Here is a 238-nt window from a genome sequence, read left to right as displayed (position 1 = left end):
ATGCGGGAGTGGCGGAATTGGTAGACGCGCTGGATTTAGGTTCCAGTAACTTCGGTTGTGAGAGTTCAAGTCTCTCTTTCCGCACCATTTCTTGATAAGAAATAAAACTATCAATTATTCTTTGTTGGGATATCGCCAAGCGGTAAGGCACCAGGTTTTGATCCTGGCATTCCCAGGTTCAAATCCTGGTATCCCAGCCAACTTCTTCTACCAAGGAAAGTTGTTTAAAGAATAGCTC

General features: G+C 44.1%; 2 tRNA genes. Both read left to right on the top strand.

Annotated elements, in window-relative coordinates:
• Positions 1-2: 2 nt before the first annotated feature.
• A tRNA-Leu gene (locus tag H5058_RS18350) sits at positions 3-87 on the top strand.
• Between the two features lie 38 nt (positions 88-125).
• A tRNA-Gln gene (locus H5058_RS18345) sits at positions 126-200 on the top strand.
• Positions 201-238: the final 38 nt, after the last annotated feature.

The sequence above is a fragment of the Pseudoalteromonas sp. SR45-4 genome, from assembly GCF_014163535.1.
Classification (GTDB): domain Bacteria; phylum Pseudomonadota; class Gammaproteobacteria; order Enterobacterales; family Alteromonadaceae; genus Pseudoalteromonas; species Pseudoalteromonas nigrifaciens.
This window is presented reverse-complemented; position numbering and strand designations above follow the sequence as displayed.